The sequence below is a fragment of the Verrucosispora sp. WMMC514 genome (assembly GCF_027497295.1).
Taxonomy (GTDB): Bacteria; Actinomycetota; Actinomycetes; order Mycobacteriales; family Micromonosporaceae; genus Micromonospora; species Micromonospora palythoicola.
The window spans coordinates 4,852,320-4,876,753 of the sequence record NZ_CP114906.1; the positions used below are offsets into that span (position 1 = coordinate 4,852,320).

Annotated in this window: 26 protein-coding genes; 20 read left to right on the forward strand and 6 right to left on the reverse strand. The window is 71.7% G+C overall.

The features are described from left to right. Positions 1 to 22 precede the first annotated feature (22 nt). The 4 genes from O7597_RS22580 to O7597_RS22595 are packed head-to-tail and all read left to right on the forward strand — an operon-like array spanning position 23 to position 4,226. Positions 23 to 1,291: a cytochrome P450 gene (locus O7597_RS22580; protein WP_269737321.1), complete on the forward strand. Its 1,269-nt coding sequence runs from the start codon at positions 23 to 25 to the stop codon at positions 1,289 to 1,291. 43 nt (positions 1,292 to 1,334) lie between these two features. Then, the gene (gene def, locus O7597_RS22585; protein WP_164445161.1) at positions 1,335 to 1,895 is read left to right on the forward strand and encodes a peptide deformylase; all 561 of its coding nucleotides are present in this window, start codon (positions 1,335 to 1,337) and stop codon (positions 1,893 to 1,895) included. Between the two features lie 4 nt (positions 1,896 to 1,899). After that, on the forward strand, positions 1,900 to 2,826 hold the full coding sequence (gene fmt / locus O7597_RS22590; RefSeq protein ID WP_269737322.1) for a methionyl-tRNA formyltransferase: 927 nt from the start codon (positions 1,900 to 1,902) through the stop codon (positions 2,824 to 2,826). Continuing rightward, positions 2,823 to 4,226 carry a transcription antitermination factor NusB gene (locus O7597_RS22595; RefSeq protein ID WP_281580618.1) on the forward strand — a complete coding sequence of 468 codons (1,404 nt, stop codon included), beginning with the start codon at positions 2,823 to 2,825 and terminating at the stop codon, positions 4,224 to 4,226. The genes fmt and O7597_RS22595 overlap by 4 nt, the downstream gene beginning before the upstream one ends. An 87-nt stretch (positions 4,227 to 4,313) precedes the next feature. Here O7597_RS22595 and O7597_RS22600 read toward each other — a convergent pair whose 3' ends face one another. The 3 genes from O7597_RS22600 to O7597_RS22610 form a co-directional block, all read right to left on the reverse strand. Next, positions 4,314 to 7,895, reverse strand: a complete 3,582-nt coding sequence (locus O7597_RS22600) for an AAA domain-containing protein (RefSeq protein ID WP_281580619.1) — start codon at positions 7,893 to 7,895, stop codon at positions 4,314 to 4,316. Beyond that, positions 7,895 to 8,275, reverse strand: coding sequence for a hypothetical protein (locus O7597_RS22605; protein ID WP_281580620.1), 381 nt, complete (start codon positions 8,273 to 8,275; stop codon positions 7,895 to 7,897). The genes O7597_RS22600 and O7597_RS22605 overlap by 1 nt, the downstream gene beginning before the upstream one ends. Positions 8,276 to 8,450: 175 nt before the next feature. Continuing rightward, entirely contained in the window at positions 8,451 to 8,708 is a 258-nt protein-coding gene (locus O7597_RS22610) for a hypothetical protein (protein WP_281580621.1), read from the reverse strand. Between the two features lie 270 nt (positions 8,709 to 8,978). On the opposite strand from O7597_RS22610, the gene O7597_RS22615 reads away from it, so the two are divergent. Beyond that, a complete protein-coding gene (locus tag O7597_RS22615) occupies positions 8,979 to 9,725 on the forward strand; it encodes a DUF5753 domain-containing protein (protein ID WP_269737326.1) in 747 nt (248 codons plus the stop codon). Continuing rightward, positions 9,713 to 9,907, forward strand: coding sequence for a DUF397 domain-containing protein (locus O7597_RS22620; RefSeq protein ID WP_269737327.1), 195 nt, complete (start codon positions 9,713 to 9,715; stop codon positions 9,905 to 9,907). The genes O7597_RS22615 and O7597_RS22620 overlap by 13 nt, the downstream gene beginning before the upstream one ends. 351 nt (positions 9,908 to 10,258) lie before the next feature. On the opposite strand, the gene O7597_RS22625 is transcribed toward O7597_RS22620, so the two are convergent. After that, positions 10,259 to 11,143 carry a septum formation family protein gene (locus O7597_RS22625; RefSeq protein ID WP_281580622.1) on the reverse strand — a complete coding sequence of 295 codons (885 nt, stop codon included), beginning with the start codon at positions 11,141 to 11,143 and terminating at the stop codon, positions 10,259 to 10,261. An 86-nt stretch (positions 11,144 to 11,229) separates the two neighbouring features. Beyond that, a complete protein-coding gene (locus O7597_RS22630; protein WP_269737329.1) occupies positions 11,230 to 12,117 on the reverse strand; it encodes a septum formation family protein in 888 nt (295 codons plus the stop codon). Between the two features lie 246 nt (positions 12,118 to 12,363). Here O7597_RS22630 and rpe point away from each other — a divergent pair, with 246 nt between their 5' ends. From rpe to ribH, 6 genes are all read left to right on the forward strand, one after another. After that, a complete protein-coding gene (gene rpe / locus O7597_RS22635; protein WP_269737330.1) occupies positions 12,364 to 13,044 on the forward strand; it encodes a ribulose-phosphate 3-epimerase in 681 nt (226 codons plus the stop codon). A gap of 1 nt (position 13,045) precedes the next feature. Continuing rightward, positions 13,046 to 14,026: a response regulator gene (locus tag O7597_RS22640; RefSeq protein WP_269737331.1), complete on the forward strand. Its 981-nt coding sequence runs from the start codon at positions 13,046 to 13,048 to the stop codon at positions 14,024 to 14,026. Positions 14,027 to 14,404: 378 nt separating this feature from the next. Then, positions 14,405 to 15,466, forward strand: a complete 1,062-nt coding sequence (ribD, locus tag O7597_RS22645; protein WP_281580623.1) for a bifunctional diaminohydroxyphosphoribosylaminopyrimidine deaminase/5-amino-6-(5-phosphoribosylamino)uracil reductase RibD — start codon at positions 14,405 to 14,407, stop codon at positions 15,464 to 15,466. 2 nt (positions 15,467 to 15,468) lie between these two features. Further along, positions 15,469 to 16,089, forward strand: a complete 621-nt coding sequence (locus O7597_RS22650) for a riboflavin synthase (RefSeq protein WP_269737333.1) — start codon at positions 15,469 to 15,471, stop codon at positions 16,087 to 16,089. After that, a complete protein-coding gene (locus tag O7597_RS22655; protein WP_281580624.1) occupies positions 16,086 to 17,348 on the forward strand; it encodes a bifunctional 3,4-dihydroxy-2-butanone-4-phosphate synthase/GTP cyclohydrolase II in 1,263 nt (420 codons plus the stop codon). The genes O7597_RS22650 and O7597_RS22655 overlap by 4 nt, the downstream gene beginning before the upstream one ends. Positions 17,349 to 17,353: 5 nt before the next feature. After that, positions 17,354 to 17,854, forward strand: coding sequence for a 6,7-dimethyl-8-ribityllumazine synthase (gene ribH, locus O7597_RS22660; RefSeq protein WP_269737335.1), 501 nt, complete (start codon positions 17,354 to 17,356; stop codon positions 17,852 to 17,854). 107 nt (positions 17,855 to 17,961) lie between these two features. Here the strand turns inward: ribH and O7597_RS22665 are convergent, their stop codons facing one another. Then, positions 17,962 to 18,822, reverse strand: coding sequence for an ABC transporter substrate-binding protein (locus O7597_RS22665; protein WP_281580625.1), 861 nt, complete (start codon positions 18,820 to 18,822; stop codon positions 17,962 to 17,964). Positions 18,823 to 18,941: 119 nt separating this feature from the next. On the opposite strand from O7597_RS22665, the gene O7597_RS22670 reads away from it, so the two are divergent. The 8 genes from O7597_RS22670 (at position 18,942) to pheS (ending at position 24,407) form a co-directional block, all read left to right on the forward strand. After that, entirely contained in the window at positions 18,942 to 19,223 is a 282-nt protein-coding gene (locus O7597_RS22670; protein WP_166457935.1) for a phosphoribosyl-ATP diphosphatase, read from the forward strand. 47 nt (positions 19,224 to 19,270) lie between these two features. Then, entirely contained in the window at positions 19,271 to 20,116 is an 846-nt protein-coding gene (gene hisG, locus O7597_RS22675) for an ATP phosphoribosyltransferase (RefSeq protein WP_269737337.1), read from the forward strand. 71 nt (positions 20,117 to 20,187) lie between these two features. Further along, positions 20,188 to 20,670 carry a PH domain-containing protein gene (locus O7597_RS22680; RefSeq protein WP_269737338.1) on the forward strand — a complete coding sequence of 161 codons (483 nt, stop codon included), beginning with the start codon at positions 20,188 to 20,190 and terminating at the stop codon, positions 20,668 to 20,670. A 302-nt stretch (positions 20,671 to 20,972) separates the two neighbouring features. Further along, complete coding sequence (gene infC / locus O7597_RS22685; RefSeq protein WP_269737339.1) at positions 20,973 to 21,623, forward strand: translation initiation factor IF-3; 651 nt, start codon at positions 20,973 to 20,975, stop codon at positions 21,621 to 21,623. Positions 21,624 to 21,643: 20 nt separating this feature from the next. After that, on the forward strand, positions 21,644 to 21,838 hold the full coding sequence (gene rpmI / locus O7597_RS22690) for a 50S ribosomal protein L35 (protein WP_093404274.1): 195 nt from the start codon (positions 21,644 to 21,646) through the stop codon (positions 21,836 to 21,838). A gap of 32 nt (positions 21,839 to 21,870) precedes the next feature. Then, positions 21,871 to 22,263 (forward strand): 50S ribosomal protein L20, encoded by a 393-nt coding sequence (rplT, locus tag O7597_RS22695; protein WP_093404272.1) that lies wholly within the window; start codon positions 21,871 to 21,873, stop codon positions 22,261 to 22,263. A 65-nt stretch (positions 22,264 to 22,328) separates the two neighbouring features. After that, positions 22,329 to 23,126, forward strand: a complete 798-nt coding sequence (locus tag O7597_RS22700; RefSeq protein WP_269737340.1) for an RNA methyltransferase — start codon at positions 22,329 to 22,331, stop codon at positions 23,124 to 23,126. A 213-nt stretch (positions 23,127 to 23,339) separates the two neighbouring features. Further along, positions 23,340 to 24,407, forward strand: a complete 1,068-nt coding sequence (pheS, locus tag O7597_RS22705) for a phenylalanine--tRNA ligase subunit alpha (RefSeq protein ID WP_269737341.1) — start codon at positions 23,340 to 23,342, stop codon at positions 24,405 to 24,407. Positions 24,408 to 24,434: the final 27 nt, after the last annotated feature.

Genomic DNA, 24,434 nt, shown 5'->3' on the forward strand with positions numbered 1-24,434 from the left:
CGGGACACACCGAGGAGGCCGGATGGAACTCGCTGCGGCGCTTGCCTGGCTGATGTCGCCCGAAGGGCGGGTCCACCCGTACCCGGCGTATGAGTGGCTACGCGCCCATGGGCCGATCGTGCAGGCCGATCCGGGCGTGTTCGTGGTCACCGGCTACGCAGAGGCCGACGAACTCCTGCGCGATGCCCGGATCCGGGTGCTCGATGAGCATCTGCGGGACGGCCTCCTGTCGGACTGGCGTGACAGCCCGGCCGTGTCCTCGATCGCCCGTTCGATGCTGCGGACCAACCCGCCCGACCACAGCCGGATGCGCCGGCTCGCCGCCGGAGCCTTCACCCCGCGCCGGATCGGCACCATGCGCGAGGTGGTCGCGGCGCAGACCGACGAGCTGATCGACGCGATGGCGGCGAACGGCCGGGGCGGCGTTCCGGTCGACTTCATGGCCGAGTTCGCCTACCCGCTGCCGGTCGGGGTGATCTGCGAACTGCTCGGAGTACCTGCCGCCGACCGTCCGCTGTTCCGGCGGTGGACGGCCGACCTGACCGGCGTCCTGGAGCCCGAGATCACTCCGGCGGAGCTGGCCGTGGCCGATGCGGGCGCCACCGAGCTTCGGGACTACTTCACCGAGCTGGTGGCCGCCCGTCGTCGGCACCCCGCCGACGACTTGACCACCGCCCTGGTGCAGGCGCACGACGCCGGTGACCGGCTTTCCGGCGAGGAACTGCTGGCGAACCTGGTGATCCTGCTCGTCGCGGGCTTCGAGACCACCACCAACCTGCTCGGCAACGGGCTGGCGGTACTGCTGGCCCACCCCGGGGCCGCTGACGTGCTGCGTCAGCATCCGCAGCACGCCCCGGCGTACGTGGACGAACTGCTCCGCTTCGACTCACCGGTGCAACTGACCACCCGGACCAGCGGCGAAGCCGTTCGGCTCGGCGGGGTCGAGGTGCCCGCCGGCAGTTGGCTCCTGCTGCTGCTCGGGGCGGCCAACCGGGACCCCCGGCGGTATCCCCGGCCCGAGCGGTTCGACCCGTGGCGGGCGCAACTGAATCCGCTCTCCTTCGGTGCCGGGCCGCACTACTGCCTGGGAGCGGGGCTGGCCCGACTGGAGGCGCAGGTCGCCTTCCCGGCGCTGCTGCGCCGGCTGCCCGAACTGGCGTCGGCCGGGCAGCCCCGGCGACGGATCCGGCTGACCCTGCGCGGGTACGATCACCTGCCGGTCACCGTGGGTGAACCACTGCCCGCCACGGTTGGTGGTGCGCCGGCCGGCACGGTCATCGGCAGTCCGTAGACTGGTACGGCACTACCGTCCCGCCGTGAAGGAGCCAACCCGCGTGACCGTCCAGCCCATCCGTCTGTTCGGGGATCCGGTGCTGCGCACGCCGGCCGATCCGGTGGTCGACTTCGACGTCGAGCTGCGCAAGCTCGTCGAGGACCTCACCGACACCATGCGTGAGCAGGGCGGCGCCGGTCTCGCCGCGCCGCAACTGGGTGTGGGCCTGCGGGTGTTCACCTTCGACGTCGACGACGTGCTCGGCCACCTGGTGAACCCGGTGCTGGAGTTCCCCGACGAGGAGGAGCAGGACGGCCCGGAGGGGTGCCTGTCCATTCCCGGGCTCTACTTCGACACCAAGCGCCGGCAGAACGTGATCGCCAAGGGCTTCAACGGCTACGGCGACCCGATGCAGATCGTCGGCACCGGGTTGATGGCCCGCTGCGTGCAGCACGAGACCGACCACCTCGACGGGGTGCTCTTCCTCGACCGATTGGATCCGGCCGGTCGTAAGGAGGCGATGAAGGCGATCCGTCAGGCCGAGTGGTACGACGCCGCCGCCCCGCCGACGGTCAAGCTGAGCCCGCACGCCGCCGGCAGCCCCTTCGGTCTGGGGCGGTGACCGGATGCGGGTGATCTTCGCTGGTACGCCGGCCGTCGCCGTTCCGGCCCTGGCCGCCGTGGCCGACTCCCGGCACGAGTTGGTCGCCGTGGTGACCCGGCCGGACGCGCCCGCCGGGCGTGGTCGGGGGCTGGTCCGCTCCCCGGTCGGCGCCTGGGCCGACGAGCGCGGTGTGGAGGTGCTGACGCCGGCGCGTCCGCGTGAGCCGGAGTTCCTGGACCGGCTGCGGGAGTTGGCGCCGGACTGCGTTCCGGTGGTCGCCTACGGCGCGCTGGTGCCGCCGGTCGCGCTGGAGATCCCCCGGCACGGCTGGGTGAACCTGCACTTCTCGCTGCTGCCGGCGTGGCGGGGAGCCGCACCCGTGCAACACGCGGTGCTGCACGGCGACGAGCTGACCGGGGCCAGCGTCTTCCAGCTGGAGGAGGGGCTGGACACCGGCCCGGTCTACGGCACGCTCACCGACGAGATCCGGCCCGGGGACACCTCCGGTGACCTGTTGGAGCGCCTGGCGCACAGCGGGGCCGGGCTGCTGGTCGCGGTGCTGGACGCGCTGGAGGACGGCACCGCCAGGGCCGAGCCGCAGCCGGCCGACGGCGTCTCGCTGGCCCCGAAGCTGACCGTGGAGGACGCCCGGGTGCGCTGGGCCGATCCGGCCTTCGCGGTGGACCGGCGCATCCGCGCCTGCACCCCGGCTCCCGGGCCGTGGACGACCTTCCGGGACGAGCGGGTGAAGCTCGGCCCGGTCACCCCGGCACCGGACGCGCCCGACCTGAAGCCCGGTGAGCTGCTCGTGGAGAAGGCACGGGTGCTGGCCGGCACGGCCACCGTCCCGGTGCGTCTCGGCGAGGTGCGCGCGGCCGGCAAGCGGGCCATGCCGGCGACCGACTGGGCGCGCGGTGCCCGGGTCGGTGCCGGGGAGGAGTTCGCGTGAGGGAGACCGCCGCCCGCCGCAGCGGAGAGCGTCGGGGGCGGCCGCTGGTCGACCGGCCACGGTACGCGGCGTACGAGGCGGTCGCGGCGGTGCACCGCGACGACGCGTACGCCAATCTGGTGCTGCCGGCGATCCTGACCGACGCGGGACTTGTCGGCCGGGACGCCGCCTTCGCCACCGAACTGACCTACGGCACCCTGCGCCACCTCGGCACGCTCGACGCGATCCTGACCGATGCGGCCGGGCGGGACGTGCAGCGGATCGACCCGCCGGTCCGTGACGCGCTGCGCATCGGCGCGTACCAGCTGCTGCACACCCGGGTGCCGGCGCACGCGGCGGTCTCCTCCACCGTCGACCTGGTCCGGGCCGTCGGCCAGGGCGCAACCGGTTTCGCCAACGCGGTGCTGCGCGAGGTCGCCACCCACGACCTCGACGCGTGGGTGACAAGACTGGCGCCGGCGGTCGAGAGCGACCCGATCGGTCACCTCGCGCTGGCCTACAGCCATCCACAATGGATCGTGCGGGCGTTCAGCGAGGCGCTCGGCGGTGACCTCGGCGAGACCACCCGCCTGCTGATCGAGGACAACGAGCGCCCGCCGGTGCACCTGTGCGCCCGACCCGGCCTGGCCGACCCGGTCGACCTCGCCGACGAGGTGGGCGGCGCGCCCGGTGCCTTCTCGCCGTACGCGGTCTACCTCGCCGGTGGCCCACCGGGCGAGCTGGCGGCGGTGGCCGACGGCCGGGCCCACGTCCAGGACGAGGGTTCCCAACTGGTCGCGAACGCGCTCGCGCTGGCACCGGTGGACGGGCCGGACGGCCGGTGGCTCGACCTGTGCGCCGGTCCGGGCGGCAAGTCGGGTCTGCTCGGTGCCCTGGCGGCGCAGCGCGACGCGCGGCTGACCGCCGTGGAGGTGGCCGAGCACCGGGCCCGGCTGGTCGCCGGTGCCACCCGAGGGCTGCCGGTGACCGTGCTGAACACCGACGGCCGGCTGGTGGGCACCGAGCCGAAACTGCCGGAGGAACACTTCGACCGGGTGCTCGTCGACGCGCCGTGCACCGGGCTGGGCTCGCTGCGCCGCCGCCCCGAGTCGCGCTGGCGGCGGCAGCCGTCCGACCTGTCCGCCCTGACCCGGTTGCAGCGCGAGTTGCTCGCCGCGGGGTTGCGGGCGGCCCGGCCGGGTGGGGTGGTGGCCTACGTGACCTGTTCACCGCACACGGTGGAGACGCACGTGACGGTGACCGAGGCGGCCCGCCGCAGCGGAGTGCCGGTCGACTTCGTCGACGCCCGCACGGTGCTGCCGGCCGGAATGCCGGGCCTGGGCGACGGGCCGACGGTGCAGTTGTGGCCGCACCGGCACGGCACCGACGCGATGTTCCTCGCCCTGCTGCGCCGCACCTGAGCGACGGTCGGGCAGGACGCTTCGATCCGGATCGCGGCACATCTGATGCGGCTGTAGCAGCACGACGTCGATCTGTCTGTCGTGCTGCTACGGCTCGGAGCGGCGCAGGTCGTCGATCAACTCTGCCGCCACCTGCTCCGGTTCGGAGAGGCAGCGCCAGGCCGGCACCCGGCGGACAGGTGTGGAACCACGTGTGATATCGAGCTGAGCGAGCACCCGGCGCAGCCCTCGGCCGTCGGGGTTGCCCATTGGATCGTCAACGACGACGGCCAGTTCGACGTGCCCGAGCCCAACCACAAAGTCGACCGCCTGCCCGGCCACGGGAACGTCGCGCCGCACGCTTGAACCGGTGCCCCGAAGAGCAAGGTGCAGTCGATCCGCTGGCGCTGTCGCGGCATCCGGTCGGGTGTCGGCGACATCATGTGCCAACGCCAAGGCGGTCAGCAGGCCGCGCTGGCCCGACCACCACGATCGATCACCAACCACGACGAGCTGAGATTTCGCCCGGGTGATGGCGACATTCCACAAGTTGGTCTGGTGTACCAGCCAGCCTCGGGTGCGGTCCGGAGTGCCGTGCGCCCCGACCGGCGAGACGACCATGATGTCTCGTTCGCTGCCCTGAAACTTGTGGATCGTCGCGCAGAGCAGGTTGTCGGCAAGGCCGGCACTATCCAGGGCCGCGGCCAGGCGCCGCTGGTGCGCGGCAAGCGGTGTTACCACCCCGATCGAGACATCGGGGTACGTGGCCCGCAGGTCTGTCACCTCGGCGACGACCGCGTCGATCTCGATCTGGTTGAACCCGGAGCCGGTTGTGTCACGGTTGAACTGTCCGGGCACGTCGCGCCAACGGACCGCGGGATTGGCTGGAGCGGCCAACCGGTTCGGATCTGTGAGCACGGTGAGCCGGGCCTGATAGACCTCGCGGTTCGGCACTTCCACGATGTCCGGGTGGCATCGGTAGTGTTCGTCGAGGAGATGCGCCGCGCCCGCAGCGGTGGCGAACGCGTCATACGCGGAATGGGCCGTATAGGTCAGTCGGCGGGTGGTGAGCCATCCGGTACTCAGAGCCGCTCGGGCACGTTCGGTGACGTCGTCGCTCTCCGGCAGGTCCACGACGGGTGCGAGCTGACGCGGGTCGCCGATGAGCAGGGCACGCTTGGCGCGGTAGAGCATGGGCAGGATCGCGGGGATTGTGCACTGCGCCGCCTCGTCGATCACCACGAGGTCGTACATCGCCGGGCTTCGCTTCAATCGCCGGGCGGACAGCGCGGTCACTGCCCAGCCGGGCAGCACCCGTAGTAACTCCGGAAAGTAGGCCCAGCTGTCCGACTGTGGCTTGGCCATCTCGTCGGCCCGGTTCTGCAGCAGGCGTGATCCCGCCGCCACCCGCCGGGCAATCTGGGCCTGTAGCAGATCGATGCTCAGCGCGGGCCGCTCGGTGCTGATCAGATCGACCAGTCGCCGCCAGGCAACGTCGGCGTCGGGCAGCTCAGCGAGGTGTCGCCGGCAGTCCCGCCAACGCAGCTCGATCACCGCCCGATCGGCGAGAGCCTTGACGGCGTCTCGATCCGTAACCTGATACGACCGCAGCCGCCACCGGTACCACCAACCGAACCACCTGCTGGCGAGGGCCCGCTCGGTCAGCTGGACGAGATGCGCCAGCGCCGCGTCGTCGGTGGGCAGCGGTGCCGCACCGACGCCTGGGTCGACCGCCCGCTCCACGGCCAGCTCCGCGAGGTCACGTTCGAGCAGCCGTCGCTCGTCCAGCGCCGTACGGAGGCTCGCGACCTCTTCGCCCAGCAGTCGCAGCTCATGCTGGGGTGTCCGGTCCTCGGGCGTGTTGGGCCACTCCGTCGATGGATACGCCGCCAGGATGTCGGCGAGGTGCTTCGGTTCCTGCATACGATGGTCCTTGTTGCCCGTCCGCAGCAGCAGGCCCGGGCCGACCAGGTCGGTCACTCGGCCGAGCACGGAGTCGACGGCCTGGTTGCTGGTTGAGCCGAGGAGTACGCTCTGGCCGGCAGCGGTGGCGGTGGCTAGCAAGGCCGTGACGAGTTGACTCTTACCGGTGCCAGGCGGCCCTTGGGCCACGGTCAACGGCTGTGACATCGCCGCCTGGATGATCTCTTCCTGCGCCTCGTTCGTCGCGCTCATAGCCACCGTCGTGACCTTGGCCGCAGCTGCCTCGTCCGGGCGGACCGCCAGCGCAGCCAGCGCCGTCCGCTCGATGAGTTGAGGGTTCTTGATCATGCCCCGTAGGTCGTCGACGAGCTGCCGCTGTGGCGACTCGGCGGCGTCGACGGTGTACAGGATCGCGGCGTTCTGCACCCCGTTCAACGGGCCGGGCCGGATGGTGCCGCCGAGCCTGGCCGGATTCAACTCCGTGACCGGGCTCAACCCGAACGTCTTGACGAGCACGTCGACGGTGGCGGTGAGGGAGGCGGGGTCTCCCTGCGCGAATGCCTGTTCGACGCGGAGCCGCAGTTCGTCGGCCTCCACCTCGGAGAGCTGAAACAGGTCGACGAGCGCGGCGCTCGGGCGGGGCGGAAAGGAGGGGTGCAGGACGTCGTCCTCGCCGACGCTGACATCACAGATCAGCAGCGGCGCGAGCCGGAGTGGCTTCTGCCGAGCCGGTCGAACCGCGACGACGGGGTAGCCGTACTGCAGCTCCCTGCCGTCGGCGCGAGCCCGCGTGGCGAGTTTGGCCGCCGCACCGCCGAGCTGGACGGGGGTTTCCGAGGTGAAGACGGCCTCGGGCCCCGGTGGCGCCGCGACGTATGTCCCGCTTGCCTGCGGGTCGATGAACGACTGCAGCACGGTCGACCGCTGCATGCAGTTGATGTAGTAGGTCACCAGACGGCGCCACTGGTCCGCATCGAAGGGTGCCTCATCCGCCGGGTTCGCCGTGACGACCGTGACCTGCCTTGCCGCAGCGACGAGACTTGGGGCTGTAACCAGCCGGATCGGCTCGGTGACGCCCTCACTCGACTCGACTGGCGTGTGCTGACGGCGTCGGGCCATCTCGGTCGGGGCGTACCGGGAAAGGTCGTTGGTGGTGATCCACCCATCGTCGGAAGGCCCTTCGGCCGCACCCCGCAGACCGTCAAGAAGCACTTCGGTGAAGACCGACGGCCGGTCCGGCCCCTGCGCCTTCGACGCCTTCTGGTGGGTGCTGGAGGTCAGGATGAAGGTGCCGCGCTGCCGTTTGAGGCGGCGCGGCTCTTCCCGCACACCGCCCCGGAAACGGTGCCGGGCCGTGAACGCACCGGAGAAACAGCAATCGAGGAGGACGACCTTCTGGCTGGCCTTGGAGTCGTTGAGCAGATGACGCAGCATGCCGTCGGTGTCGAAGGCGGTCGCGTGCAACTGCCCGCTGACCGTGTCGGTCGCCGCGAGGAACAGCGACTGACCGTCACCGTGCAGCACCCCGTGGCCCGAGTAGTAGAGCAGGGCAAGATCGCCGGTACGCCGGACCCCGTAGAACTCCTCGACGACCTGCCGTAGGTGCGTCGCCGGCAGGTCGACTTCGGCGCGTACGGTGTCGAACTCGCCAGCGCTGTCAAGCAGCGCCTTGAACTGCGCAACGTCCTGCCGGACCGAGGGTAGGGGCGCAAGCTCTCGGTCGGCGTGGCAGGTGGCGGTGCCGAGCAGCAGGGCGTGCCGTGCCATCAGGGACGAGCCCGTTCGATCGCGGTCCGCACCGTCCTGATCAGTTCGTCGGTCTGTGCGTGGGTGGGCTGGTCGATGGTCAGCTCAATGTCACCGACCCGCAGATGTACCCGACGGCCGGTGTGGCGGTGCAGGAAGGCCAGGACAACTTCGACCAACGCCTGCACGTAGCCGGGCTCGGTTCCCGCCAGCACCGTAACGATGCCGAGCGCCAGCTCTGCGACGCCCTTGGCATCCGGGGCGACGGAGGCTCGCTCGACGCGAGAAACGTCGCCGACCTCGCGGAGGCCGTCCGCCAGCTCGTCGGTCAACTCGCCGAGGACGAACTCGTCGTCGTCGGCGAGCGGCGTGAACGCGATCCGGATGCGGACGTGGGACATCCAACCTCCTGACTGTGCGGCGGAAACCAACCTACGGAAAAGGCGCTGCCGACACCCACAACTGTCAGCTTGTCGATCGAAAGTCCATTACTGGCCAGCCTTCTGCGTTCCTACATGGAGTGTGGGTTATTCCGATCTGGATCATGTAACGGGACGTGCTCCTCGATCCGGCCGTTCATCCGGTCGCGCTCGCGGCGGCGCAGCGGGGCCGGGAGCGACGCTCGGCGTACGGGACGGGCGGGACGTCGACCGGCCGCATCCCCGCCGGTCGCAGAAACAGCGCTCGTCGCTGCGTCGCGTCCCCGTGCCGGTCGAGCTGGTAGACGTCGACCCAGGCCCACCCGTCGTACGTCGTGCGGTCCAGGTGCCGGATCACCCGGACCAGGATCGGTGTGTGGAACTGCGGGGATGCTGCCCGGGTCAGCAGGTACACGCCGGGGCGGACCCGGGTATGTCGCCCTCCCGCCGGGTCACCAGCCACGCGCCGGCTCTCGCAGGGCCATGGGACTTCTCCTCCGTGGTGGTTGGAGAGGGCCGCCCCGGTCTGCTCGCCCAGGGGCGACCCCCGGCGACCCGGCGAGCGGGATTGCCGTCCCAGGCCCGCGCGCGCCGCCCATCAAGACAATTGCCCACCGAATGTGGACGACTACAGGGCGTAGGCATAGGTTCTGCAGACGTCAAGGACGTCATGCGGGAGGCGGGCATGAATCAGGCGCTGCGAGCAGCCATGGTGGACGCGGGCGAGACCGCCGAGAGTCTCGCCGAACAGGTCGGCGTGGATCCCAAGACGGTCTCGCGGTGGGTCGCCCCGGGACGGGTGCCGCATCCCCGGCACCGCGCGGCGGCGGCTGCGGCGCTGGGGCGCGACATCGAGGACATCTGGCCGGACGTCTTGAAGCGGCGCGAGCCGGCCTGGCTGCGCCCCTGGGTGGAGACCGAACTCCAGGCGACCGCGTTACGGTCCTTCCAGGTGGCGGTCATCCCGGGGCTGTTGCAGACGCCCGAGTACGCCTCGGCGGTGCTCAGCAGCGGGCTGCTCGCCCCCGACGAGGTGGCCGGCTACGTCGAGACCCGGATGCGCCGGCAGGCGTCGGTCCTGGAACGGCGCAAACCGCCGCTCTTCGTCGCGGTCATCGACGAGTTCGCCCTCCGCCGCGGCGCCCCGGACATCATGCACCCGCAACTGGACCACCTGGTCAACCTGGCGCGGCGGCCCAACATCCTGCTGCACGTGCTGCCGCTGGACGCCGGCCTGCACCCGGGGCAGGCGGGGCCGTTCGTCATCGCGACGACCGAGGACGGCGACGTCGCGTACCTGGACGACCAGGCCGCCGGCCGGCTGACCGACGACACCGCCGCGCTCTGGTCCATTTGGGATACGCTGCGCTCGGTGGCGCTGCCGCGCCGCCAGACCATCGACTTCCTTGAGGCACGATCATGGCTGACCTGACCGGCGCCGTGTGGCGCACCAGCACCCGCAGCAGCTCGAACGGCGGCGACTGCGTCGAGGTCGCCGACAACCTTCCCGGCGTCGTCGGTGTCCGCGACTCGAAGGACCGGACCGGTCCGGCCCTGGCCTTCGCACCGGCGGCCTGGCAGGCGTTTGTCGCCCGACTCGCCGAGCAGCCCTGACCCGACCCGTCCACAGGCGCCCGTCCCCACCGGGGGGCGGGCGCTCCACCGTGACCAAACCGAGCCGCAAGACCCACCACCGCCCGGTCACCTCCCACATTCCGAAATCCCAACGATCCGCCAAGACCTTGGACAGTTTCCGTTAGCGCCTAACGGAAACTTTCCAAGATTGCGCGCGGCACCCGCCGCGGTGACGGCATCGGCGTGCGGGGCGGGCTGCTGTGCGGGGTGAGGGGTGGGGGTGTTGTGCCGTGGGTGGGCTGTCGCTGGGGACGAGGGGCTCAGGCTGTGTCAGGGTCGCGGCTCTGCCGCCACGGCCGAGGGCGGGGGCCGAGGGGTGTGGCCGGGGGCTCAGGTGATCGGGAGGGCGCGGGTGCCGGCGGCCTTCACCGAGCGGGTCAGGGTGCGGTCGCTCATCCAGATGAAGCACTTCACCGACCGGTTGCCGCTGCGCCACTCGCCCTCGGCGGGGTGGTAGAAGATGGTGCCGACCCGGAACTGGAGGTTGCCGTCGTCCGGCACCTTCGCATAGCGGGCGATGGCGCCGCGGCAACCACGATGGGCGCGCGCCGGATTCTCCAGGAACTCCGACCAGCCGCTCTGCGGCGCCTGCCACAGACCGACGAACTCGGCCCGGTGCCGCGCGGTGCACTCCACGGCGACCATCTCGATCACCTCGTCGCCCTCGGTGCGGGCGTTGAAGCAGCCGTGCCGCAGCGGTGACGACTTGTCCAACACGCCGGTCAGGCTGGCCGTGCGTCGCACCGGCACCGGGGTGTCGAGCCCGCGTAGCTCGTGGACGTCGCAGCGGAACCAGCGGGCGCCGCCGGCCCATGCCGGCGGCGAGGGCAGGACGACGGTGAGTCCGATCCGGGCAGCGCGCCAGTCGCCGCCCATGATCCGACGGACCTGCCGGTCGCACTCGCCGAACGCGACGCGCATCCCCTCGCTGCCGACCTCCGGTGGCCGATTCCCGGTCACGTCGGTGAGGGTACCGACGTGCAGGGTCTCGGCCTGGTGCGGCTCGGCGCAGTCCACCGGGGCGTACGCGCTGAGGTAACCGACCTCCTGCGGTCGCCGGTGGCAGGTGCCGGAGTCGGGAGTGAAGGACGCGGGCACCGCCATCGACGCCCAGTCGTCGACCAGGTCACCGTCGGTGCCGGCCGGTCTGGTGCAGCCGGTCGCCGCCAACGCCACCACGGCACCCAGTGCGACTCCGGTCAACCATCGCCGCATCCCCGCCGACCTCCCGCTGCCGCCCGTCGAAGCGGCAGCATACGGTACCGGGATCGGACGGTGCCGGGGACGTTCGCGCGCCGTGCTCACGTCACGGGCAGTCCCCGCGGGCCGACGCCGCGCATCGAGCCGGTGAGTTTGCGGTCGTCGCTCCACAGGATGCACCGCACCCCCCGGTCGCCCTCCTCCCACTCCCGCTGCGAGGGCGGGTAGAAGATGGAACCGGCGCGGTAGGGCAGGTCGGCGTTGTTGGGCACGTCCGCGAAGGCGGCGATCAGCTCCATGCACCGCTTGTGGGCCCGGCCGGCCGAGGCGACGAACTGTTCCCAGCTCATGTCCTGCTCGACGTAGACACCGACGAACTCCGCGCCGTGCGGCTCGGTGCACAGCACCGGTGCCATGTAGTTCAGGCTGTCGCCGATCAGTTTCGGGTCGAAGCAGCGATGCACCAGCGGTGAGTCGCCGATCAGCGCGCCACGCAGGCTGCCGGTGCGGTTGACCGGCCGGGTGTTGTCGATGCTGTCGGTCTCGCTCAGGTCGCACCGGAACCAGCGGGCACCGCCGTTCCAGGCCGGCACCGACGGCAGGGCGATGTTGAGCGTCAACCGGGCGGTGTGCCAGTCACCGCCGAGCACCAGCCGGGCCCGCTGATCGCACTCCGCCCGGGCGGTACGCAGCGCCGCCGACCCCGGCTCCGGACGCTCGCCCTCGGCGTCGTCGTCGGTGAACGTACCGACGTGGATGGTCTCGGCGAGGTGGTTGCGGGCGCAGTCAACGGTCTCGTACGTGCTCGCCTGCACGACCGAGGTGATCCGGGGCAGGCAGGCGTCGGTGGCCGGGACGAACATCGTGGGTGCCCGCAGTGTCTGCCAGTCGTCGGTGAGGTCGCCGTCGGTTCCGCCCGGCCGCACGCAGCCGCCGAGCACCATCGCAGCCACACTGGCCAGCGCCAGTGCCGCGAGCCACCGTCGCATCGTCCGCCCTTTCCGGGAGCTGCCGCCCGGCTGCCGGCTCCCGCGCCCACCGGCCTGCACGATACCGTCACCGTCCCCGATGGAGTGTTGCCGCGAATGGGTCGTCTGGCCAGTGGAAGCCGAGCTTCATTCCGTTTCACCGGTTCGAAGGGGGTCATTCTGCACCATTGGTCACCTCCGGGTCACCAGGCGTCCCGGTTGCTGGCACGCTGCCGTGGCCGCTGGCCACGTTCGTACACTGGCTCCGTGACCGTACCGCCGCCGATCGTCGCGCCCAGCATCCTCGCCGCCGATTTCTCCCGTCTCGCCGAAGAGGTGCGTGCCGTCGAGGACGCCGCGGACTGGCTGCATGTCGACGTCATGGACAACCACTTCGTGCCGAACCTGACCATCGGGCTGCCCGTGGTGCAGAGCCTGCGGGCCGCCACCAAGCTGCCCTTCGACGTACACCTGATGATCACCGACCCGCGGCGTTGGGCGCCTGGCTACGCCGACGCCGGGGCGTACAACGTCACCTTCCACGCCGAGGCCTGCGACGACCCGGTGGCGTTGGCCCGCGACCTGCGGGCGGCGGGCGCCAAGGCGGGGCTGGCGATCGACCGGGACACCCCGATCGAGCCGTACCTCGACCTGCTGCCGAGCTTCGACACGCTGCTGGTCATGACCATCAAGGCCGGGTTCGGCGGGCAGCGGTTCCTCCCGCAGTTGCTGGACAAGGTCCGCGCCGCGCGCCGGCACGTCGACGCCGGCCACCTGGAGCTGCGCATCGAGGTCGACGGCGGGATCGCCGCCGACACCATCGAACAGGCGGCCGAGGCAGGTGCCGACGCCTTCGTGGCCGGCACCGCCGTCTACGGCGCCGACGACCCGGCCGAGGCGGTACGCCGGCTGCGCGGGCTGGCCGAGCGCGCGGCGACCCGGGCCTGACGTGGAGACCTCCGACGATCGCAAGGACGTGATCCTCGTCGTCGACGACGACGAGGACATCGCCCGCTTCGTCGAGTTCAACCTGCGTCTGCAGGGCTTCGACGTGATCCTCGCCGCCGACGGCCAGGAGGCACTGGAGCTGATCGAACGCCAGCGGCCGGACCTGGCCGTGGTCGACCTGATGATGCCCCGGGTGGACGGGCTGGAACTGACCCGACGTCTGCGCGCCGACCCGATGACCGCCGCCCTGCCGGTGATCATGTTGACGGCCAAGGGAATGACCCAGGACAAGGTTCACGGGCTCAACGCCGGCGCCGACGACTACCTGGTCAAGCCCTTCGACAACGCCGAGTTGGTCGCCCGGGTCAGCTCCACGCTGCGGCGCAACAAGGAGTTCCGGGAGGTCTCCCCGCTGACCGGCCTGCCGGGCAACAGCCGGATCCGCCGGGAGATCGCCGACCGGGTCCGTGGCGGCGCGGACTACGCCGTCGGCTACATCGACATCGACCGGTTCAAGAGCGTCAACGACCGGTACGGGTTCGTCCGGGGCGACGGCTTCATCTCCGCGCTGGCCCGCAGCCTGCACCGGGCGGTGGTCGCGGTGGCCCTGCCGCCGGCCTTCCTCGGCCACGTCGGCGGCGACGATTTCGTCTTCGTGTGCACGCCCGAGCAGGTGCGGCCGCTCACCCTGCGGGTGTCGGCGGACTTCGAGAAGGCTGCGGACGCCCTCTACGATCCCACCGACCGGGAACGCGGTTACGTGGAGTTGAAGGACCGGCGCGGCAACATCCGCCGGGCGGCGCTGGTCACCCTCTCCATCGGGGTCGCGATCTCCGACACCGACAAGCGCATCACCGATCCGCTGGAGGCGATGACGGTCGCCTCCGAGATGAAGACCGTGGCCAAGAGCCAACCCGGCTCGTACGTGGCGGTGGACCGTCGTCGCGGTGTCGCCGACCCCGGTCACCGTCATGTGAAGTAGCTCGCCCGGGTGCCCCGACGCCCCGGCGGGCGTGTAAGACTTTGCTCAGTACCCACCACGCGCTGGCGGGACTCGGTGTAATTCCGAACCGGCGGTGATCCACGGTCCGACCGTGGTAAGCCCGCGACCCGGGAGCGGTTCGTCCGCCCGGTGGACCTGGTGAGAATCCGGGGCCGACGGTTGGGGGCGGCTCGTCCGCGCCCAGACAGTCCGGATGGGAGACAGCGCGCGGGACGGAAGGGGGCCGTGTGGCTCGCCGGGCTCCGGCGTGCGCGCGTCCCGACCGGGGCGGCTGTGCCGTACCCGGACTCCGCCTGCCCGTGGCCACCTGGCCGAACTCCCCGCCCGCGCGTACGAGCGAGAGGGCAACGGCAGGCGATGGCGAGCGTCTCCGTGGACGAGGCGATGCGTCGGGCGATCGAACTCGCGGCGCGCGGGCTCGGCACCACAAGTCCCAATCCCGTCGTCGGCTGCGTGCTGCTCGACGCCGACGGCGAGGTGGTCGGCGAGGGCTTCCACGCGTACGCCGGGGGACCGCACGCGGAGATCGTCGCGCTGGCCCAGGCCGGCAAGCGGGCCAAGGGTGGCACGGCGGTGGTCACCCTGGAACCCTGCGACCACGTCGGCCGCACCAGCCCCTGTAGCACCGCGCTGGTCCAGGCGGGGGTGGCCCGGGTCGTCATCGCGGTGCCGGATCCCAACCCGGTCGCCACCGGCGGCGCGGCCACGTTGCAGTCCGCCGGCATCCGGGTCGACGTCGGCGTCCGCGAGGCCGAGGCGGAGGCCGGCAACGTGGCCTGGCTGACCGCCATGCGCCGAGGCTGGCCGTACGTGATCTGGAAGTACGCGGCGACCCTCGACGGTCGTTCCGCGGCGGCCGACGGCACCAGCATGTGGATCACCTCCGAGGCTGCCCGGATGGACGTGCACGCGCTGCGCGCCACCGTCGACGCGGTGGTCGTCGGCGTCGGCACGGTCCTCGCCGACGATCCCCGGCTCACCGTGCGCAACCTGCGCGACGGCAGTCTGGCCATCCGGCAGCCGCTGCGCGTGGTGGTCGACTCGGCCGGGCGTACCCCGGACGACGCCCGGGTCCGCGACGGCGCCGCCCGCACCTGGGTGGCCACCGCCGCCGAGGTGGGCACCGGCCCGGACGGCGGGGTGGACCTGCCGGCGCTGCTCGCCGCCCTGCACGCCCGGGGGATACGGGCGGTGCTGCTGGAGGGCGGCCCCCGGCTCGCCGGGGCGTTCCTCGCCGCCGGCCTGGTCGACCGGGTGGTCGGCTACCTCGCACCCCGGCTGCTCGGCGCCGGGCCAGCCGCGCTCGTCGACGCGGGTGTGAGCACCATCGCCGAGGCGATCGACCTGGAACTCACCGACGTTACGCAGGTCGGTCCCGACCTGCGGATCACCGCGCTGCCCCGGAAGAGGGAGGGCTAGGCATGTTCACCGGCATCGTCGAGGAACTGGGCGAGGTCGTCGGGATGACCCCGACGGCGGAGGACTCGACCCTGGTAGCGGTCCGTGGCCCACTGGTCACCTCCGACGCACGGCACGGCGACTCGATCGCGGTCAACGGTGTCTGCCTGACCGTCGTCGAGGTCGACGGCGGGGTGTTCACCGCCGACGTGATGGGCGAGACGCTGCGCCGCTCGGCGCTGGGCGCGCTGGGTACCGGCGACCGGGTCAACCTGGAGCGGGCCGCCGCGCTGGGCGGCCGCCTCGGCGGTCACCTGGTGCAGGGGCACGTGGACGGCGTGGGCGAGGTGCTCTCCCGCGAGCCGGCGGCGCGCTGGGAGACGGTCCGGTTCCGGTTGCCCGCCGCGCTGTCCCGCTACGTGGTGGAGAAGGGCTCGATCACCGTCGACGGGGTTTCGCTGACCGTCGCCGAGGTGGGCGACGACTGGTTCACCGTCGGCCTGATCCCCACCACCCTGTCGGCGACCACCCTCGGCAGCCGGTCCGTCGGTGATCCGGTCAATCTGGAGGTGGACGTGCTGGGCAAGTACGTCGAGCGGCTGCTGGGCGCTCGCGCGGCCGACGGGGCGGAGGTGCCGGCATGACCTTCGCCGACATCGAGCAGGCCCTGGCCGAGATCGCCGCCGGCCGCCCGGTCGTGGTGGTCGACGACGCCGACCGGGAGAACGAGGGCGACCTGATCTTCGCGGCCGAGCTGGCCACCCCGGAACTGCTGGCCTTCACGGTGCGGCACACCTCGGGCTTCATCTGCGTACCGCTCACCGAGAGCGAGTGCGACCGGCTCGACCTGCCGCCCATGCACCACACCAACCAGGACCGGCGGCAGACCGCGTACACGGTGACCGTCGACGCGCGGGAGGGGGTGACCACCGGCATCTCGGCGGCCGACCGGGCGCACACCATCCGGCTGCTCGCCGACCCGGCCACCGGACCGACGGACCTGGCCCGTCCCGGGCATGTGGTACCGCTGCGGGCCCGTCCGGGTGGGGTGCTGCGCCGTCCCGGGCACACCGAGGCGGCCGTGGACCTGACCCGGCTGGCCGGGCTGCGCCCGGCCGGGGTGCTCTGCGAACTGGTCAACGACGACGGCACCATGATGCGGCTGCCGGACCTGGAGAAGTTCTGCGCCGAGCACTCGCTGACCCTGGTCACCATCGCGGATCTGATCGCCTACCGGCGGCGTACCGAGAAGCAGGTCGAGCTGGTCGCGGACGCCCGGATGCCCACCGAGCACGGAGTGTTCCGGGCGCTGGGCTACCGCAGCGAGTACGACTCGGCCGAGCACGTGGCGTTGGTGATGGGCGACCTCGGTGACGGCCGTGACGTGCTGGTCCGGGTGCACTCGGAGTGCCTGACCGGTGACGTCTTCTCGTCGGTGCGCTGTGACTGCGGCCCGCAGCTCAACGCCGCCCTGGACCGGGTGGCTCGGGAGGGACGGGGCGTGGTGCTCTACGTGCGGGGCCACGAGGGGCGCGGCATCGGGTTGCTGCACAAGCTCCAGGCGTACCAGTTGCAGGACCAGGGCCGGGACACGGTGGACGCGAACCTCGACCTGGGGCTGCCGGCCGACGCGCGCGACTACGGCACCGGCGCGCAGATCCTCTACGACCTCGGGGTGCGCTCGATGCGACTGTTGACCAACAACCCGGCCAAGCGGGCGGGGCTGGAGGGCTACGGCCTGACCATCACCGGCCGCGAGGGGCTGCCGGTGCGCCCGCACCCGGAGAACGTACGGTACCTGCGGACCAAGCGGGACCGGATGGGGCACCTGCTGGACCAGCTGGACGAGGCCGCCGAGGCGCCGATGGGGCGTACGGTGCCGGGCACGGAGATCGGAGCGTAGGCGAGATGGCGGGTTTCGGGGAGCCGGGTTCGGCTCCGGTCGACGCGGCCGGGATGACCGTCGGTGTGGTCGCCGCAAAATGGCACGGTGACCTGACCGACCACATGCTCGACCGGGCGGTGGCCGCCGCGCAGGCGTGCGGCGCCCGGGCGGTGGTGGCCCGGGTGGCCGGCTCGGTGGAACTACCGGTGGTGGCGCAGGCGCTGGCGCGGCGCTGCGACGTGGTGGTCGCCCTCGGCGTGGTGGTGCGCGGTGCCACCGCCCACTTCGACTACGTCTGCCGGTCGGTCACCGACGGGCTGACCCGGGTCGCCCTGGACGAGGGCAAGCCGGTCGCCCACGGCGTGCTGACCGTGGACACCATCGAGCAGGCCCGCGACCGCGCCGGCCTGCCCGACTCCGCCGAGGACAAGGGCTGGTCGTCGACGGTGGCCGCCCTCGACGCCGCCCTGGCCATCCGCCAGGTCGCCACCTCCGCCAATCAGCGCGTCGGCTTCACCTCCTGATCCCCACCCCCTGCCCGGTTGATCAAGAAGTTCGCGTCAAGAAATCGTGCTCGGGCGACGAAAACTTCTTGATCAACACTTGAGGTGGAGGGCGGGGGAGGGCGGAGTCAGGTGAGGTCGGGGGCCTTGGCGGCCTGGGTGAGCCACTGTTGTTCGAGCTGTTCGAGGACGCCCTCGGCGGCGAGTTGTCCGACCGCCGCGCTGACGCAGCCGGCCAGCGGCGAGTCCTTTGCCAGCAGCAGTCCGAACGCCTCCGGGCTGCCCACCTGGGGCAGCTGCCCGACGACCACCGCGTCGTCGATCTCCCCGCCGGTGAGGTCGAACGCGGTGGGCAGGTCCACCACCAGGCCGTCGATCCGCCCGCCGCGCAGCGCCTTGGCGGCCTCGTCGTCGGACTTGTAGGTCCTCGGTTCGGATTTCGGCCGGACCAGATCGGTGATGGCCTGGTAGCCGGCCGTGCCGGTCCGGGCGCCGAGCCGGGCGTCCCGCAGCTCGGCCAGCGCCCTCCGGTCGGCGATCTCGGAGGACTCCAGCGCGACCACCGCCTGCCGGACCAGGTAGTACGGCGCGGAGAAGTCGACCGCCTGCCGGTGCTCATCGGTCATCGGGTACCTGTCGATGCCGAAGTCGAAGGTCTTCGGCCCGGCGGCGACGGCGGCGTCGGACGGCACCCGGGTCCAGGTGACGTCGTCGCGCGCGTAGCCGAGCTGCTCCGCCACCGCGTAGGCGACGGCGGACTCGAAACCCTTGCCGTTGGCCGGCTGGTCGTCGACGAACCACGGCGCCTCGGCCGGCTCGCCGGTGGCGACGGTGAGGGTGCCCGGCGACTGGGTGGGCAGGCTGTCCTTGGCGCACGCCATCGACACGGTCGGCATGGGCGCGGGCTGGGCCTGCGGCGTGCAGGCGCTGGCCGCGAGCAGGACGGCCGCCGCGGAGGCGAAGGCGAGGGTACGCGGGGTGGTGACCATGGCGGACAGCGTACGACCAACATAGGCGAGGATCGAAGGGTTGTCCCACCGCTCCGCCAGGTGCGCCGGTCCCGTCCACCGGTCACCACCGACCCGGTGCTCGGGGCGACCCTCGGCGACTGCGAGAATCCGTCTCCGTGAAGACGTTCGAGGAGTTGTTCGCGGAGTTGCAGGCCAAGGCCGCGGCCGGCACCCCCGGCTCGGGCACGGTCGCCGCACTGGAGAAGGGCGTGCACTTCATCGGCAAGAAGGTCGTCGAGGAGGCCGCCGAGTCGTGGATGGCCGCCGAGCACGAGGGGCCCGAGCGCACCGCGGAGGAGATCTCCCAGCTGCTCTACCAGGTCCAGGTGCTGATGCTCGCCAGTGGTCTGGACCTGAAGGACGTCTACCGACATCTGTGAGTGCCCCCGCCGTCGACCAGAGACCCGATCGAAGGAGCACTCCCGTCATGCTGCGTGTCGCCGTACCCAACAAGGGCGCGCTGGCCGATTCGGCCGCCCAGATGCTGCGTGAGGCGGGCTACCGCCAGCGCACCGACACCAAGGACCTGGTCTGCCGTGACCAGGCGAACGACATCGAATTCTTCTACCTGCGCCCGAAGGACATCGCGACCTACGTCGGCTCCGGTGACCTGGACGTCGGCATCACCGGCCGGGACCTGCTCATCGACTCCGGTGCGCCGGCCGAGGAGGTGGTCGACCTGAACTTCGGGCGGGCCACCTTCCGGTTCGCCGCCCGTCCGGACGACGTCGACGACGTACGGGAGCTGGGCGGGCACCGGATCGCCACCGCGTACCCGGGGCTGGTCGAGCGGCACCTCGCCGAGCTGGGCGTCAAAGCCGACGTCATCCGGCTCGACGGTGCGGTGGAGAACGCCATCCGGCTGGGCGTCGCCGACGTGGTCGCCGACGTGGTCGAGACCGGAGCCACGCTGCGTCAGGCCGGTCTGGTGGTCTTCGGTGAGCCCCTGCTGAAGTCCTCGGCGGTGCTGGTCCGCCGCACCGGCGCGGCGGCGCACCCGCAGGCCGAGCAGCTGATGCGCCGGCTGCACGGGGTGCTGGTGGCCCGCCGCTACGTGATGCTCGCCTACGACGTGCCGGCCGGGCTGCTGGACCGGGCCAGCTCGCTCACCCCGGGTATCGAGTCGCCGACGGTCTCCCCGTTGCACCGGGAGGGCTGGGTGGCGGTGCAGGCGATGGTGCTCCGCGACGACGTGCACCGGATCATGGACGAACTCTACGAACTGGGCGCCCGCGCGATCCTGGTCACCAACATCCACGCCTGCCGGCTGTGACCGGTGGGTGGGCCGGTACGTCGCTGTGTGGCGGCGGCCGCCCGGGTACGACCGGATGGCAGACTGGTGGGGTGAGTGACACCGACGTGGTCCGGGTACGGCCCCGGCGAATCCGGCTGGTCTGCTGGGTGTCGGCCATCCTGCTGGTCGTGGTCTTCGCCCTGGTCGCCACCACCCTCACCGGCCCCACCGGTAACGGGTACGGCACCTTCCAGCGCGGCGACCAGTTGGCCATGATCGGGCTCGGGATCATGTTCGCCCTGGGCACCCTGCTGTTCACCCGACCCCGGGTCGAGGCGGACGTGCGGGGGGTGCGGGTCCGCAACATCATCGGCTCGTACGAGCTGCCCTGGGAGGTCGTCCGCGGCGTCCGGTTCGACCGTGGGGCACCCTGGGCGGCGCTGGAGCTCTACGACGACGACCTGCTGCCGGTGGTCGCCCTCCAGGCCGCCGACAAGCAGCTCGCCGTCGACGGGGTACGCGCCCTGCGCCGCCTGCACCAGGCGCACCTGACCGCGCTCGCTGAGCGGGCAGCGGGCCGGCGCCCGGTTTGAGGAGCCGCTGGCCGAGGGTGTAGTGTTGTCGAGTCGACCAGGCTGTCCTAACCGTTAGGACGGCCGTGAAAGCGGAGCGCCTGCTCCCACCCGAGTCGCCGCCTGTGGCGTCCGGGTCCGGTCACCGGTTCCGGGCACGTCCCGGCGCCGGATGCGCGATCCTGTGATCGTGCCGACCGGTCGAGCGGGCCCTGGCATACGCCGGGGCCTTCTACTTTCCGGGCCGGTTCCCACCGGGAGCCGCCGGGTCGGCCACGCATGAAGATCCGACTCGAGGAGGCCCCATCAGCGTCGAACCACGCGTGAACGAGCAGATCCGGGCACGTGAGGTCCGACTGGTCGGCCCCGAGGGTGAGCAGGTGGGCATCGTCCCGCTGGAGCGCGCCCTTCAGCTGGCCGCGGACGTCGATCTGGACCTGGTCGAGGTTGCGCCGATGGCGCGCCCGCCGGTGTGCAAGCTCATGGACTTCGGCAAGTTCAAGTACGAGAGCGCACTGAAGGCGCGCGAAGCGCGGCGTAACCAGCAGCAGACCGTCATCAAGGAGATGAAGCTCCGGCCGAAGATCGATCCGCACGACTACGAGACCAAGAAGGGTCACGTGGTGCGGTTCCTGAAGGCCGGTGACAAGGTCAAGGTGACGATCATGTTCCGCGGTCGCGAGCAGAGCCGCCCGGAGCTGGGCTACCGGCTCCTGCGCCGGCTCGAGTCCGAGATCACGGAACTGGGATACGTGGAGTCCGCTCCGAAGCAGGACGGCCGAAACATGATCATGGTTCTCGCTCCGCACCGGGCCGTTAAGGCCTCCGCGGTCGCCGCCACGGCGTCCCGCGGTGGACCCCGGGAGCGGACCGCGGAGGAGCCCGCCACCGCCGCGGCCGCCGAACCTGCGGTGACCAGTGAGAGCGCAGCAGCCGGTGAGACCGGCACGACCGCTGACACCAGCGGTCAGTAACAGGGGAGAAGACGTTCCACATGCCGAAGATGAAGAGCCACACGGGGATGGGCAAGCGGGTCCGCGTGACCGGCAAGGGCAAGATCACGAAGCAGCAGGCCGGTCTGCGTCACAACCTCGAGAAGAAGCCCTCCACCCGCACCCGCCGGCTGACGGGCGTGGTCGAGGTGGCCAAGGCTGACGTCAAGCGCATCAAGAAGCTGCTCGGCCGCTGACGCGCGCCACCTGAATCCAAGAAGGAGTTGAGATGGCACGCGTCAAGCGGGCTGTTAACGCCCAGAAGAAGCGCCGTACCCTGCTGGAGACCGCGAGCGGATACCGCGGTCAGCGCTCCCGGCTGTACCGCAAGGCCAAGGAGCAGGTGCTGCACTCGATGCAGTACGCCTACCGGGACCGTCGCGACCGCAAGGGCGACTTCCGGCAGCTGTGGATCCAGCGGATCAACGCGGGTGCCCGCGCCAACGGGATGACCTACAACCGGCTGATCCAGGGCCTGCGCCTGGCCGGCATCGAGGTCGACCGCAAGATCCTGGCTGACCTGGCCGTCAACGACGCCGCCGCGTTCGCGGCGATCGTCGAGCTGGCCCGGGCCGCCGTGCAGGCCGAGGGCACCGGCGGCGCGCCCGCCCAGGCCGCCTGAGTCCCACGCAGCGCAGCGAGGCGTCCCTCGGCAACGGGGGACGCCTCGCGCGTGCGGCCGAGACCATGCTCTTCACACCGCGTACGCCCCGGGTGGTGGCCGCGCGCCGACTCCAGCGTCGCCGCGACCGCGAGGCCGCGGGTCGGTTCCTCGCCGAGGGACCGCAGGCGGTCCGGGAGGCGCTGAGCCGACCCCGCACCGTGCTGGAGCTGTTCGGCACCCCGGCCGCCCTCGACCGGTACGCCGATCTGGCGGCGAGCGCCGCCGGCGGCGACGTGCCCGTCTCCGAGGTGACCGACGAGGCCCTGGCCGCGCTCGCCGAGACCGTCGCCCCGCAGGGGCTGGTCGCCGTCTGCCGGCACCTCGACGTGTCCCTGGAGGTCGCGTTGTCACGCGTCCCCCGGCTGGTGGCCGTGCTCGCCGGCATCCGTGACCCGGGCAACGCCGGCACCGTGCTGCGGACCGCCGACGCGGCCGGCGCCACCGCGGTGATCTTCGCGGGTGACGCCGTCGACCCGTACAACGGCAAGTGCGTCCGGTCGTCGGCCGGCAGCCTCTTCCACGTCGACGTGGTACGCGAACGCGACCCGGCCGCAACGCTCACCGCCGCCCGGGCCGCCGGACTGACGGTGCTCGCCGCCACCGGCCACGGCGAATCTGACCTCGACGAGCTGGTCGACGCCGGCCGGCTGGCGGCACCGACCGCCTGGCTGTTCGGCTCCGAGGCGCACGGCCTGCCCGTCGACCTGGCCGAGGCCGCCGACGCCCGGGTCCGGGTGCCGCTGCACGGGCGGGCCGAGAGCCTCAACCTGGCTGCGGCGGCGGCCGTCTGCCTGTACGCTTCGGCCAGAGCACAGCGCTGACCCGAGGTCAGGCGCGCATGACGGAGGAGACGCGGCCCCCATGGTGAACGCACCACGGCGTTCGTTTAGCCAGCCCGCCGGTGTCGGCGGGCGGCGGGCCTGACCTGCTCTCCACACGACTCCCACCGGCGGGCTGCGGCACAGCCGCGCGTCCGTAGACTCGCCTAGCCGCCCGCGAGGGCCGGCGCCGTCGTGAGGGAGTGCCCGTACGCCATGACTTACCGCAACGATCCGTACGACCCGAAGCAGGTCGCCCTGCTGGACCCGGCCGCGCTGGCCGAGGCCGTGACCGAGGCCGAGAAGGCGTTCGCCGCCGCCGGTGACCCGGACGCGCTGGCCGCGGTGCGCCCGGCGCACCTGGGCGACCGGGCCCCGGTCTCGCTGGCCCGCCGCGAGATCGGCGCGCTGCCGCCGGCCGCCAAGGCCGACGCCGGCAAGCGGGTCAACGAGGCCCGCCGGGCCATCGAGCAGGCGCACGCCGCCCGGGCCGAGGTGCTGGAGCGCGAGCAGGCCGAGCGGGTCCTGGTCGCCGAACGAGTCGACGTGACGTTGCCGTACGACCGGCGCCCGCGTGGCTCCCGACACCCGATCACGCTGCTGATGGAGCAGATCAGCGACCTGTTCATCGGGATGGGCTACGAGGTGGCCGAGGGCCCCGAGGTCGAGCTGGAGTGGACCAACTTCGACGCGCTGAACATCCCCGCCGACCACCCGGCGCGGGGGCTGATGGACACCTTCCACATCGCACCGGAGGGTTCCGGTCTGGTGCTGCGTACGCACACCTCACCGGTGCAGGCACGCACCATGCTCAGCCGCAAACCGCCGATCTACGTGGTCGTGCCCGGCCGGGTCTACCGCACCGACGAGTTGGACGCCACCCACTCCCCGGTCTTCTACCAGGTGGAGGGTCTGGTGGTGGACAAGGGCATCACGATGGCGCACCTGCGGGGCACCCTCGACCACTTCGCCCGGGCGATGTTCGGCGCGGGGGCGAAGACCCGGTTCCGGCCGCACTACTTCCCGTTCACCGAGCCGTCGGCGGAGTTCGACGTGTGGTTCCCGGAGCACCGCAAGGGCCCGCAGTGGGTCGAGTGGGGTGGCTGCGGCATGGTCAACCCGCGGGTGCTGCGGGCCTGCGGCATCGACCCGGAGGTCTACTCCGGCTTCGCCTTCGGCATGGGCATCGACCGGACGGTGATGTTCCGGCACGGGGTGGGCGACATGCGGGACCTGGTCGAGGGCGACGTCCGGTTCACCCGGGCGTTCGGCCACGGGGCTTAGTGCGGGCGCGAGTTACGGAGACGGTGG

What these genes read in the sequence shown, in the direction of transcription:
- O7597_RS22580 (WP_269737321.1), top strand. Translation starts at nt 23, where the DNA reads ATGGAACTCGCTGCGGCGCTTGCCTGGCTGATGTCGCCCGAAGGGCGG.
- fmt (WP_269737322.1), top strand. Translation starts at nt 1,900, where the DNA reads ATGCGGGTGATCTTCGCTGGTACGCCGGCCGTCGCCGTTCCGGCCCTG.
- O7597_RS22600 (WP_281580619.1), bottom strand. Translation starts at nt 7,895, where the DNA reads ATGGCACGGCACGCCCTGCTGCTCGGCACCGCCACCTGCCACGCCGAC.
- O7597_RS22605 (WP_281580620.1), bottom strand. Translation starts at nt 8,275, where the DNA reads ATGTCCCACGTCCGCATCCGGATCGCGTTCACGCCGCTCGCCGACGAC.
- O7597_RS22615 (WP_269737326.1), top strand. Translation starts at nt 8,979, where the DNA reads ATGAATCAGGCGCTGCGAGCAGCCATGGTGGACGCGGGCGAGACCGCC.
- O7597_RS22620 (WP_269737327.1), top strand. Translation starts at nt 9,713, where the DNA reads ATGGCTGACCTGACCGGCGCCGTGTGGCGCACCAGCACCCGCAGCAGC.
- O7597_RS22625 (WP_281580622.1), bottom strand. Translation starts at nt 11,143, where the DNA reads ATGCGGCGATGGTTGACCGGAGTCGCACTGGGTGCCGTGGTGGCGTTG.
- O7597_RS22630 (WP_269737329.1), bottom strand. Translation starts at nt 12,117, where the DNA reads ATGCGACGGTGGCTCGCGGCACTGGCGCTGGCCAGTGTGGCTGCGATG.
- ribD (WP_281580623.1), top strand. Translation starts at nt 14,405, where the DNA reads ATGGCGAGCGTCTCCGTGGACGAGGCGATGCGTCGGGCGATCGAACTC.
- O7597_RS22650 (WP_269737333.1), top strand. Translation starts at nt 15,469, where the DNA reads ATGTTCACCGGCATCGTCGAGGAACTGGGCGAGGTCGTCGGGATGACC.
- O7597_RS22655 (WP_281580624.1), top strand. Translation starts at nt 16,086, where the DNA reads ATGACCTTCGCCGACATCGAGCAGGCCCTGGCCGAGATCGCCGCCGGC.
- ribH (WP_269737335.1), top strand. Translation starts at nt 17,354, where the DNA reads ATGGCGGGTTTCGGGGAGCCGGGTTCGGCTCCGGTCGACGCGGCCGGG.
- O7597_RS22665 (WP_281580625.1), bottom strand. Translation starts at nt 18,822, where the DNA reads ATGGTCACCACCCCGCGTACCCTCGCCTTCGCCTCCGCGGCGGCCGTC.
- hisG (WP_269737337.1), top strand. Translation starts at nt 19,271, where the DNA reads ATGCTGCGTGTCGCCGTACCCAACAAGGGCGCGCTGGCCGATTCGGCC.
- rpmI (WP_093404274.1), top strand. Translation starts at nt 21,644, where the DNA reads ATGCCGAAGATGAAGAGCCACACGGGGATGGGCAAGCGGGTCCGCGTG.
- rplT (WP_093404272.1), top strand. Translation starts at nt 21,871, where the DNA reads ATGGCACGCGTCAAGCGGGCTGTTAACGCCCAGAAGAAGCGCCGTACC.
- O7597_RS22700 (WP_269737340.1), top strand. Translation starts at nt 22,329, where the DNA reads ATGCTCTTCACACCGCGTACGCCCCGGGTGGTGGCCGCGCGCCGACTC.
- pheS (WP_269737341.1), top strand. Translation starts at nt 23,340, where the DNA reads ATGACTTACCGCAACGATCCGTACGACCCGAAGCAGGTCGCCCTGCTG.